This window comes from Amycolatopsis sp. NPDC004772, from assembly GCF_053601215.1.
On sequence record NZ_JBSGBK010000153.1, the window covers coordinates 1 to 10,891 of the forward strand.

Genomic DNA, 10,891 nt, shown 5'->3' on the forward strand with positions numbered 1-10,891 from the left:
CGGAAGGTTGCCGAGTCGGTGCAGGCCATGGGCTTGCGGTATTCGACGGTGACCGGTGTGGCGCGCGATGACCTGCCCGATGGTGGTGCCTGGCTCTACGCGGAGACCGTGCGGCAAATCCACGAGCTGAACCCGGGCACGGGTGTCGAGTTGCTGATCCCGGACTTCAACGCGGATCCCGTGCAGTTGGCGGAGGTTTTCGGGTCGCGGCCGGAGGTGTTGGCGCACAATGTGGAGACGGTGCCGCGGATTTTCAAGCGGATTCGTCCGGGGTTCCGTTATGCGCGGTCGTTGGAGGTCATCACGGCGGCGCGTGAGGCCGGTTTGGTGACGAAGTCGAATCTGATCCTCGGTATGGGCGAAACCCCGGACGAGGTCGCGCCGGCGATGCAGGACCTGGTGGACGCCGGGTGCGAGATTTTGACGATCACGCAGTATCTGCGTCCGTCGCCGCGGCATCACCCGGTCGATCGCTGGGTGAAGCCGGAGGAGTTCGTGGAGCACTCCCAGGCCGCCGAGGCGATGGGCTTTGCCGGGGTGATGGCCGGGCCGCTGGTGCGCTCGTCCTACCGCGCGGGACGCCTCTACGCCCAGACCAAGCGTTACCGTGGAGAAGAGCTGCCGGAGAACCTGGCCCACCTCGCCGACCAGGGTCCGGCTTCGCAAGAGGCCAGCTCGCTGCTGGCCCGATAGGAAGGGGCGGATCAATGGCGATCAGCGTCTTCGACCTGTTTTCCATCGGCATCGGCCCGTCGAGCTCCCACACCGTCGGGCCGATGCGGGCGGCACTGACCTTTGTGGACGGACTCGGCGACGACCTCGCCTCGGTGTCCCGCGTCCAGGCCGAACTGTTCGGCTCGCTCGGCGCGACCGGGTTCGGCCACGGCAGCGACAAAGCCGTCCTGCTCGGGCTGTCGGGTGAACGTCCCGAAGAGATCGACACGGACACGGTGCCGGGCAAGATCGCGGAGATCCGCGAATCGGGCCGGCTGAAGGTGCGCGGCACGCACGAGATCGCGTTCGACGAGGACACCGACCTCACCATGCACCGCCGCAAGTCGCTGCCCGCGCACCCGAACGGCATGGTGTTCCGCGCGTTCGACGCATCGGGCGCGCTGCTGCGCGAGCGCACGTACTACTCGGTCGGCGGCGGCTTCGTCCGCGACGAGTCGTACGAGACGGACACGGTGTTCGTCGAGGACTCGACGCCGGTGCCGTACCCGTTCCGCACCGGCGCGGACCTCCTGGCGCACTGCGCGTCCACCGGCAAGCCGATCAGCGAGATCATGCTGGCGAACGAGCTGTCGTGGCGTACCGCCGCGGAAGTCCGGGACGGGCTGCTGGACATCTGGGCGGTCATGGCGGAGTGCGTCCGCAACGGCTGCACGCACGAAGGCGTCCTGCCGGGCGGCCTCAAGGTCCCGCGGCGGGCGCGGGCGCTGCACGAAAAGCTGCTGGCCGAAGACGACGCGGACGACCCGTTGTACGCGATGGACTGGGTGAGCCTGTACGCGCTGGCGGTCAACGAGGAGAACGCGGCGGGCGGCCGCGTGGTGACGGCCCCGACCAACGGCGCGGCGGGCATCATCCCGGCGGTGCTGCACTACTACCAGCGCTTCATCCGCCATTCGTCGGACGACGGCATCGTGACGTTCCTGCTGACGGCGGGCGCGATCGGCTCGATCCTCAAGCAGACGGGCTCGATCTCGGGCGCGGAGGTCGGCTGCCAGGGCGAAGTGGGCTCGGCCTCGGCCATGGCGGCGGCGGGCCTGACGGAGGTCCTCGGCGGCACCCCGGCCCAGGTCGAGAACGCGGCGGAGATCGGGGTGGAACACCACCTCGGCCTGACGTGCGACCCGGTCGGCGGCCTGGTCCAGATCCCGTGCATCGAGCGCAACGCGGTCGGAGCCTCCAAGGCGATCCACGCGGCCCGCATGGCCATGCGCGGCGACGGCAGCCACGTGGTGACGCTGGACAAGGCGATCAAGACGATGCGCGAGACGGGCGCCGACATGAGCGTGAAGTACAAGGAAACCGCCCGCGGCGGCCTGGCGGTGAACGTCATCGAGTGCTGATCAACGTCTTCGCTTGCGCATCAAGAACCGCTCGACTCCGTGACGCGTGATCTTCCAGACGTCAGGAGTGCGATCGGCTGACAGCGTGACGATCTCGGCGAGATTCATCTCGACGAGGTGCAGAAGCTGGTCACGCGTCGCTTCGCCCGGTTCAGCACCACCCAGCCGGTACCGGCGATCCGCCCGAGCCATTCGGTGTCCGCCGCACCGAGCGATTCGGCTCGGGTACCGAACACCTCCGGTGGGGTGTGACAGGTGTACCCGAGGTTGCAGAGGAAACGCCGCACACTGCGGGTTACGGCGTTCTCGTCGAGGTAGAACTCAGGCGGCGCGGCCCAGGAGCACGCGGGCGGCGGCTCGGACGGCTTCGATGCTGATTCCGTGTTCTTCGGCGACGACGGCAGGTTCCTCACCTGCCTTCAGCATTGCCGCGACGTTCGAAACCCGTGCGCCCGAGCCCTTGAAGACCGGTTGCCCCGAGGAGCGGTACGGGTCGACGACGACGTTCGAGGGTTCGAAGGTCTTCAGGACCAGGTGATCCGGGTACCCGTCCGAACCGAAGCCCACATACGTCAGGTAGTCCTGCACGATCTCACGAATGACGGTCTGGCCGGAACTGCCGTCTATGAGGCCGGTGCCGGCTTCGGTCTTGGAGAAGTCCCACAGCACCGAGATCCCGTCGGTGGCCAGCTCTCGTGACACGAGAACGTATTCGTGTCCGAAGTGGTTCTGGAGTTTTTCCAGCGCAGGACGGATCTTGTGCGGCTTGACGCCCGCCTGGCGGAGTCCCTGGAGAACCCATGCTTCCGCGAGGGCGATGAAGGGAACACTGGCCTGCCGGATGTTTTCCGATTCGGAGACGTGGAGGAGCGGTCCTCCGTGCGGATACCCCCGCGCCCAACGGTGGAACGTCTGGTGTGGGATCCCCAGGTGTCGAGCGGCGTCGGCCATGCTCATCAGCGGCTGGGCGAACCTCACGTCGTCCACGCGTCCTCCTCTCGGATAGGACCATACTGCTCCATTGCGCAGAGTGATCGATCGACACGCAGGGCGACAGGATGTGCGTGCGGACGCTGGCGATCAGGCAAATTCGCGTGGTGGAGGCGGATCGAGCGCGAGCATCGAGTGCTGACGCGGCGGGGTCAGTTCCGCCGCTCGTCCGGCTCGACGGCCAGCTTCAAGCCGACTTCGACCAGGCGCCAACCCAGTTGCTGCTTCCTCGTTCCCGGGTGGCGGCTCGGCGTCGCGCGGCCCGGTGGGCGGTTGCGCACGCCGTGGCGCAACTCGTTCTCTCGTTCGTGGACCAGATCTTCGGCCATCAGGAAGTGCACCGGATCGCCCCCTGCGTCGATGTTCGGTGTCGGTGGTCCCATCGTCGCCGAGAGTGCCCGCCGGGGCCACCGGTTTTCCGGACCGCGAACACAGGGTGATGGCCGGGCAGCGCCTAGACTCGCGGGATGGAGTCGACCTCGGTGGTGAATGCCGGCGAAGCGCTGTTCCGGCCGGTCCGCACCGGCAACGCCTTCGAGGAGACCGTCGAGCGGCTGCTGCAGGCCATCCGGCTGGGTGTCGTCGGCGCGGGGGAGCGGCTCCCCTCCGAACGCGAGCTCGCCGAACGGCTCGGCGTCAGCCGCGTCACGCTGCGCGAGGCCATCCGGGCGCTCTCCGACGCCGGTTACGTCGAGTCACGGCGTGGGCGGTACGGCGGCACTTTCGTGCACGACACCCTGCCCGCCCCGCCCGAGCCCGGCGGGAAGGTCGACACCGTCGCGCTGGAAGACGCGCTGAGCCTCCGCTACGTCCTCGAGACCGGCGCCGCCGAGATGGCCGCCGCGCGGTCGCTGAGCCCGGCCGACCGGCAGCACCTCACCGGCACGCTCGCCGAGGCCGCCGGCGCCGACCTCGGCGACTACCGCCGCAAGGATTCCCGGCTGCACCTGGCCATCGCCGAGGTGACCGCGTCCGGCTCGCTGACCACGGCGATGGCTGACGCCCGCAGCCGCGTCAACCAGCTGCTCGACCGGATCCCCCTGCTCCCGCCCAACCTCGAGCACTCCAACGCCCAGCACGAGGCGATCGTGGACGCGATCCTCGCCGGTGACGCCCCCGCCGCACGCCGCGCGATGGCCGAGCACATCGAGGGCACCGCCTCGCTGCTGCGCGCCTTCCTGTCCTGAGCGCCCCTCACCCGTTGTCGTAGCGGCGGCGGTTGGCCGCGATCTGCCGGCGGTGCGCCGTGGCCCAGCCGGCGAGCCCGGTCACCGAGTCCAGCAGGGTGGCGCCGAGCCCGGTGAGGGTGTACTCGACGCGCGGCGGGACGCTGGGGTGGACGGTGCGGGTCAGCAGGCCGTCGCGTTCCAGCTGCCGCAGCGTCCGGGTGAGCATGCGTTGCGAGATGCCGGTGACGGCGCGGTGGAGCTCGCCGAACCGGAGGGTGCGGTCGCGGAGCTGCCCGATCACCAGGACGGTCCACTTGTCCCCGATCAGCGCGAGGATCTGCAGCACCTGCCGGCAGACCTCGTCGGCCGGTTCGGTGTCGTCGGGCGTGGTCATCGGTTACCTCGGTGTGCGTAGCGGACGCGGATGTGCCGTCTTGATCACCCCACGGTGACAAGTCATCCTCCTACGAACAAAGAGTAACCAGTCATCAGGGGGGACAGGATGAGCAAGACACTGGTCGTCGTCGGTGCCGGGCCGGGGCCGGGGCTGGGGATGGGCGTGGCCCGTGCCTTCGGGCGCCGCGGGTTCCGGGTCGGGTTGATCGCCCGCACCCGGGACCGGCTGGACACCCTGGTCGCCGACCTGGCCGGGCTGGGGGTCGAAGCCGCGGCCTTCGCCGCGGACATCCGGGATCGCGGCGCGCTCGGGGCGGCGCTGGCGGCGGCCGGGGAGGCGCTGGGGCCGGTCGACGTCCTGGAGTACAGCCCCAGCCCGTCCGGGCCGATCACCACCGCCGTGGAGACGACGGCCGAGTCGGTGACCGCGCAGCTCGAGCTGCACGTGCTGGGCGCGGTGACCGCGGTGGGCCAGGTCCTGCCGGACATGCGCGCGCGGGGAACGGGCACGCTGCTGCTGACCACCGGCGTGTCCTCGACGATCCCCGCGCCGTTCCTGGCCAACGTGGGGACGGCCATGGCCGGGCTGCGCAACTGGGCGCACACGCTGCACGCCGAACTCCGGCCCGAAGGCATCCACGCGGCCACGGTGACGATCGCCTCGGGCGTCGTGCCCGGCGGCGGCGAAGCCGATCCCGACGCCATCGGCGAGCGCTACCACCGGCTGTACCGGCAGCCCGACCGCGTCGAGGAGGTCATCGGGGACCTGGACGCGTTCCGGGCGCTCGTCGCCGGGACGCGGTGAGTCCGATCTTCACAGGATTCGAACAACCCTCGCCGCTTCCCGGCAGAACTTTCTCACCCGTTCGGCCGTCATCCATTCGTGACCTTGGCGACCGAGGAAACCGAAGAAGAAAACCGGCCCCGCTCCCCGAAGTGGCGCCGCGTCCGGCGGATCACCGGCTGGACGCTCGGCGTCCTGATCGGCGGCCCGCTGATCGCCTTCTGGATCGCCTACCTGGTGCTCGACGTCCGCAGCCCCCAGGAGGTCCTGGCCGGGCTCGACAAGACCGTCGTCCTGAAGTACGCCGACGGGTCCGAGCTGCTCAAGGTGATCCCGGCCGACGGCGACCGGATGTTCGTCCCCTACTCCCGGGTGCCCGCGAAGCTGCGCGACGCCATCATCGCCACCGAGGACCCGACGTTCTGGGACAACCAGGGCTTCGACCCCACCGGCATCGGCCGGGCGTTCCTCACCGGCGTCGGCGGTGGGTCCGGGATCACGCAGCAGTACATCAAGAAGTCCACCGGCGACGACGACGCGACGCTCGGGCGCAAGTTCGCCGAGCTCGTGCTGGCCACGAAGATCACCCAGGAACAGGGCAAGGAACAGATCTTCGAAAGCTACGTCAACATCATCTCCTTCGGCCGCGGCACGTTCGGCCCCGCCGCGGCGATGAACGCCTACTTCGGCAAGAAGCTCGACGACTCCATCACCTGGAGCGAAGCCGCCTTCCTGGCCGGGATGATCCAGTCCCCGTCGGTGCACGACCCCGCCGCCTCGGGCGACCTCCACGCCGCCCGGCGCTGGCAGTACGTGCGCGACAAGCTCGTGAGCCGCGGGTACGTCAAGGACGGCGAACCGATGGCCTACCCCGGCCCCGAGATCCAGCCACCGTCGGAAACCCGCGCCGGCCGCGTCACCTACGACGAGTTCCACGTCAAGCAGCAGGTCCTCGCCGAACTGGAGCGGGACGGCTTCCCGCTCGGCCGGCTCCAGCAGGGGAACATGACGGTCGAGACGACGCTGGACCGCAGCCGCCAGGACGCGGCGAAGAAAGTCCTGCGGGACAGGCTGAACGGCGAGCCGAAGGAGTTCCGCGGGGCCGTCGTCGCGATCGACCCGGCGACCGGGGCCGTCCGCGCCTACTACGGCGGTGACCAGGGCGTCCGCGACTACGCCGGGACCCCGCACGCGCTCGGCACGGCGTTCCACCCGTTCACCCTCGCCGCGGCGCTGGGCCGCGGGTACGTCCCGGACCAGCCGATCCCGTCGCCGTCGAAGCTGGAGTTCCTCGGCGAGAACTTCCAGTACCCGGACGTCTGCGGCCCGAAGTGCACCCTGCGCTCGGCGATGGAGACGCACGCGGACGGCCCGTTCATCGAGCTGGCGAAGCGGCTGGGCCCGGAGGCGCTGAGCGACGCCGCGCGCCGGGCCGGCATCCCGGACGCCGTCGACGGCGTCCCGACCCTGCGCGAAAAGGACGGCTTCCTGATCGGGGCGGGGATCGCCATCGGCCGGTACCCGCTGCGCCCGCTGGACGTCGCCGGCGCCTACGGGACCTTCGCCGCCGGCGGCCGGCGCGCCACCCCGCACCTGGTCGAGCGGGTGCGCGACGAAAGCGGCGCGGTCGTCTGGGAAAACCCGGACACCGCCCGCCCGGCGTTCGGCGACGACGACACGAGCCGCCGCGTCGCCGAGGAAGTCACCTCGACCCTGCGCACGGACGGCCCGGCGGCGCTGCGCACCGGCGAGGCCGAGCACGGCAACAGCCCGGACTACCAGGACGCCTGGGCGGTCGGCTACACCCCGCAGCTGGTGACGGCGGTCTGGATCGGCTCCGACGACGACCGCCGCCTCAAGGACGCGAGCGGCCGCAAACTGACCGGCGACACCGTCCCGGCCGACGTCTGGCGCGCCTTCACCGCGACGGCGTCCAGACCACCGCGGTGAGCCGGCCGTGAGTCAGCGGACCAGGGCCAGCACGAACCCGTCGTGTCCCTTGCCGCCGACGGTCTGGACGGCGGTGGCGTCGATCCGGTCCTCGGCGGCCAGCAGCTCGAACATCTCGCGCGCGCCGCGGACGTTCGGGTCTTCGCTGCCCGCGTCGGCCACCCGGCCCTGGCGGACGACATTGTCGACGACGATCGCCGTGCCCGGGCGGGCGAGCGAGAGCGAGGCGCGCACGTAGTTCGCGAGGTTGACCTTGTCGGCGTCGATGAACACGAAGTCGAACGGCCCGGTCAGCGTGGACAGCGTGTCGAGGGCCGCGCCGACGCGGATGTCGACGACGTCCTCGCCGAAGCCCGCTCGCGCCAGGTTGGCCTTCGCGACTTCGGCGTGCTTCGGCTCGTACTCGCAGGTGACGAGCTTGCCGCCGGCCGGCAGGGCGCGGGCGAGCCAGATCGTGCTGTACCCGCCGAGCGTGCCGATCTCCAGGATCGTGCGCGCCCCGGCGAGGCGGGCCAGCAGGTGGAGCAGCTTGCCCTGGTTGGGCGCGACGGCGATCTGCGGCAGTCCGGCGGCGTCCGCGTCGGACAGCGCCGTGTCGAGCACCGGGTCGGGGGCGAGCAGTGCGCCGGCGAGGTAGTCGTCGACTTCGGTCCAGTTCGGGTCGGTCATGGCACCTCCGCCGTCAATCTAGCCCGGATGGGATCATGCTCGCCGAAAGCGTTTCCGGCGGGAAGGTGACCATGGACGACTACCGCGTCGTCGCGGACGCCATCGCCGCCGACATCGAGGCCGGCCGTCTCCGCCCCGGCGACCGGCTCCCGCCCCAGCGCCGCTTCGCGCGGCAGCGCGGCATCGCCGGTTCCACCGCCGCCCGCGTCTACGGCGAGCTCGTCCGGCGCGGCCTGGCCGTCGGCGAGGTCGGGCGCGGCACCTTCGTCCGCGCGGCGAAGCCACCGCCCGAACCCGCGCTCGCCGAGCCCGGCGGCGCCCGCGTCGACCTCGAACTCAACTTCGCCGTCCTGCCGGAGGAGTCCGCGAAGCTGGCGCGCGCCCTGGAACCGTTGCTGCGCGACGACGTCCTGACCGCGGCCCTCCACCCGATCGGCGCGGCGGGCACCCCGGTCGCCCGCGAGGCCGCGGCCGGCCTGCTCGCCCGCGGCGACTGGCGCCCGGACCCGGCGGCGATCCTGTTCACCGGCAACGGCAGGCAGGCCCTGGCGGCGGCGATCGCCGCGTTCGTGCCGGTGGGGGAGCGGCTCGCGGTCGAGTCGCTGACGTACCCGGTGGTGAAGGCCCTCGCGGCGCGCCTCGGCGTCGAACTCGTGCCGATCGAGACCGACGAATCCGGGCTGGTGCCCTCGGCGCTCGCCGCGGCCGGGCCGGTGCGCGCGCTCTACGTCCAGCCGACGCTGCACAACCCGCTCGGCACGACCATGCCGCCGCAGCGCCGCGCCGAGCTCGCCGAGGTCGCGGGCCGCCTGGACCTGCCGGTCATCGAAGACGGCATCTACACGTTCCTGCGCGACGACGTCCGCCCCTTCGCCGCGTACGCGCCGGAGCGCACGGTGTTCGTGGACAGCCTGTCCAAGCGGGTCGCGCCGGGCCTGACCGCGGGATTCCTGGTGACGCCGCCGGCCTGGACGGCCCGGCTGGCGTCGTCGGTGCGCTCGGGCGCCTGGGGCGCGTCCCGGTTCGCCGTCGAAGCGGCGACCCAGTGGATCGTGACCGGCACCCTGGCGGAGATCGAGGCGGCGAAACGCCGGGACGCGGCCGCGCGCGCGACCGTGGTGGCGGAGAAGCTCCCGGGCCTGCGCGGCGACCCGGCGTCGTACCACCGCTGGTGGGAGCTGCCGGAGCAGTGGCGGGCGGAGACGTTCGTCGCGGCGGCCGCCCGCCGGGGGATCGCGCTGTCCCCGGCGGCCGCGTTCGCGGTCCTGCCCGGCCACGCGCCGAACGCGGTGCGGGTCGCGGTGTCGGCCCCGCCGCCGGCGGCCCTCGCGGCGGCGCTCGACGTCCTGGCGGACCTGGCCGGCGGCAGTCCCGACGACCTGCTCGCCGACTGACAGCGCCCGCCAGCGGCGTGCCAGCTCCGTGTGCGGCCCGCGCCAGTGATCTTCGCCAGCCTTCGGGAGTCGCACCAAAACCCGAAGGAGCACCCATGCACGTCACGATCATCGGCGCCGGCCTCGGCGGCCTCACCCTCGCCCGCGTCCTGCACGTCCACGGCATCGCCGCCGACGTCTACGAAGCCGAGTCCTCCCCGGCGGCCCGGATGCAGGGCGGGATGCTCGACATCCACGACTACAACGGGCAGATCGCCGTCGAGGCGGCCGGGCTGACGGCCGAGTTCCGCGGTCTCGTGCTGGAGGGCAGGCAGGCGATGCGGGTGCTCGACCGGCACGGGACCGTGCTGGCCGAACAGGCCGACGACGGCACCGGCGGCCGTCCCGAGGTGCAGCGCGCCGACCTGCGGCGGATGCTGCTCGACGCGCTCCCGGCCGGCACTGTCCACTGGGGACACAAGGTGACCGGGGCCCGCGCCCTCGGCGACGGCAGGCACGAGGTGACCTTCGCCGGCGGCCGCACCGTCGTCACGAGCCTCCTGGTCGGCGCGGACGGTGCCTGGTCGAAGATCCGGCCGCTGCTCACCGACGCGGTGCCGGAGTATGTCGGCGAAGCCTTCGTCGAGATCTACCTGTACGACGCGGACACCCGGCACCCCGCCGCCGCGAAGGCGGTGGGCGGCGGCTCGCTGATGGTGCCGTCGGTGGACAAGGGCATCCACGCCCACCGGGAGAGCGGGGACACGCTGCACACCTACGTGTCGCTGACCCGGCCGCCGGCGTGGTTCGACGCGATCGACTTCACCGACCCCGCCGCGGCCGCCGCCCGGGTCGCGGCGGAATTCGACGGCTGGGCCCCGGAACTCACCGCGCTGATCACCGACGGCGACACTCCGCCGGTCCTGCGGCCGCACTACACCCTGCCGGTCGGGCACCGGTGGGCGCGCGTGCCGGGGGTGACGCTGGTCGGCGACGCGGCCCACCTCATGCCGGCCAACGGCGAAGGCGCCAACCTCGCCATGCTCGACGGAGCCGAGCTCGGCCTGGCCCTCGCCGCGCGCCCCGGCGCGGCCGAAGCCGCGCTGGCGGAGTACGAGGAAGCCATGTTCCCGCGCAGCGCCAAGGTCGGTGAGGAGGGAAGGCGGTTCGAGGAACTGCTCGCCGGAGTCGGGGAGGACGACCTCGCGCGGGTCCTGGTCGACGCGTTCCGGGAGTTCACCGGCGCGGTGCGGGAGTCCTAGACGAGTAAGTCCTAAGTGATCAGTGGTCGTAGGCGATCAGTGATCGGGTGACAGGTTGCCGGTGGCGCGGTTGTGCCAGATGGCGGCGGTCAGGGCGAGTGCGCGTTGGGCTATGCGGGCGGTCACGTCGTCGATGGTGCGGCCGCCGTGCAGTTCGAGGTCGAGCTGGCCTTTGAGGGTGTCGTTGACCGATTCGATCAGCTGGCGGACGGGTTTGAGCAGG

11 protein-coding genes and 1 pseudogene are annotated in these 10,891 nt (G+C 71.5%); 7 read left to right on the forward strand and 5 right to left on the reverse strand.

What is annotated here, in order from left to right:
- Both ACWEF6_RS42085 and ACWEF6_RS42090 read left to right on the forward strand, forming a co-directional pair.
- Nucleotides 1-693, forward strand: a 693-nt coding sequence (locus ACWEF6_RS42085) for a lipoyl synthase (protein WP_449688065.1), incomplete at its 5' end; no start/stop codon positions are given.
- 14 nt (nucleotides 694-707) lie between these two features.
- Nucleotides 708-2,075, forward strand: a complete 1,368-nt coding sequence (locus ACWEF6_RS42090; RefSeq protein WP_449688066.1) for an L-serine ammonia-lyase — start codon at nucleotides 708-710, stop codon at nucleotides 2,073-2,075.
- Between the two features lie 321 nt (nucleotides 2,076-2,396).
- On the opposite strand, the gene ACWEF6_RS42095 is transcribed toward ACWEF6_RS42090, so the two are convergent.
- Complete coding sequence (locus ACWEF6_RS42095; RefSeq protein WP_449688067.1) at nucleotides 2,397-3,062, reverse strand: DUF433 domain-containing protein; 666 nt, start codon at nucleotides 3,060-3,062, stop codon at nucleotides 2,397-2,399.
- 155 nt (nucleotides 3,063-3,217) lie between these two features.
- Nucleotides 3,218-3,448, reverse strand: a complete 231-nt coding sequence (locus ACWEF6_RS42100) for a hypothetical protein (protein ID WP_449688068.1) — start codon at nucleotides 3,446-3,448, stop codon at nucleotides 3,218-3,220.
- An 84-nt stretch (nucleotides 3,449-3,532) separates the two neighbouring features.
- Here ACWEF6_RS42100 and ACWEF6_RS42105 point away from each other — a divergent pair, with 84 nt between their 5' ends.
- The gene (locus tag ACWEF6_RS42105) at nucleotides 3,533-4,252 is read left to right on the forward strand and encodes a FadR/GntR family transcriptional regulator (protein WP_449688069.1); all 720 of its coding nucleotides are present in this window, start codon (nucleotides 3,533-3,535) and stop codon (nucleotides 4,250-4,252) included.
- Between the two features lie 7 nt (nucleotides 4,253-4,259).
- Here ACWEF6_RS42105 and ACWEF6_RS42110 read toward each other — a convergent pair whose 3' ends face one another.
- The gene (locus tag ACWEF6_RS42110) at nucleotides 4,260-4,628 is read right to left on the reverse strand and encodes a winged helix-turn-helix transcriptional regulator (RefSeq protein ID WP_449688070.1); all 369 of its coding nucleotides are present in this window, start codon (nucleotides 4,626-4,628) and stop codon (nucleotides 4,260-4,262) included.
- Between the two features lie 108 nt (nucleotides 4,629-4,736).
- Here ACWEF6_RS42110 and ACWEF6_RS42115 point away from each other — a divergent pair, with 108 nt between their 5' ends.
- On the forward strand, nucleotides 4,737-5,435 hold the full coding sequence (locus tag ACWEF6_RS42115) for an SDR family NAD(P)-dependent oxidoreductase (protein WP_449688071.1): 699 nt from the start codon (nucleotides 4,737-4,739) through the stop codon (nucleotides 5,433-5,435).
- A 78-nt stretch (nucleotides 5,436-5,513) separates the two neighbouring features.
- Entirely contained in the window at nucleotides 5,514-7,364 is a 1,851-nt protein-coding gene (locus ACWEF6_RS42120; RefSeq protein ID WP_449688072.1) for a transglycosylase domain-containing protein, read from the forward strand.
- Between the two features lie 12 nt (nucleotides 7,365-7,376).
- Here the strand turns inward: ACWEF6_RS42120 and ACWEF6_RS42125 are convergent, their stop codons facing one another.
- Nucleotides 7,377-8,033, reverse strand: coding sequence for an O-methyltransferase (locus tag ACWEF6_RS42125; protein ID WP_449688073.1), 657 nt, complete (start codon nucleotides 8,031-8,033; stop codon nucleotides 7,377-7,379).
- 71 nt (nucleotides 8,034-8,104) lie between these two features.
- Between ACWEF6_RS42125 and ACWEF6_RS42130 the strand changes: the two genes are divergently transcribed.
- Together ACWEF6_RS42130 and ACWEF6_RS42135 are read left to right on the forward strand one after the other, a co-directional pair.
- On the forward strand, nucleotides 8,105-9,427 hold the full coding sequence (locus ACWEF6_RS42130; RefSeq protein WP_449688075.1) for an aminotransferase-like domain-containing protein: 1,323 nt from the start codon (nucleotides 8,105-8,107) through the stop codon (nucleotides 9,425-9,427).
- Between the two features lie 95 nt (nucleotides 9,428-9,522).
- On the forward strand, nucleotides 9,523-10,668 hold the full coding sequence (locus ACWEF6_RS42135; RefSeq protein WP_449688074.1) for an FAD-dependent oxidoreductase: 1,146 nt from the start codon (nucleotides 9,523-9,525) through the stop codon (nucleotides 10,666-10,668).
- 19 nt (nucleotides 10,669-10,687) lie between these two features.
- Here the strand turns inward: ACWEF6_RS42135 and ACWEF6_RS42140 are convergent.
- Nucleotides 10,688-10,891: pseudogene (locus ACWEF6_RS42140) on the reverse strand (IS982 family transposase); the annotation flags it as partial.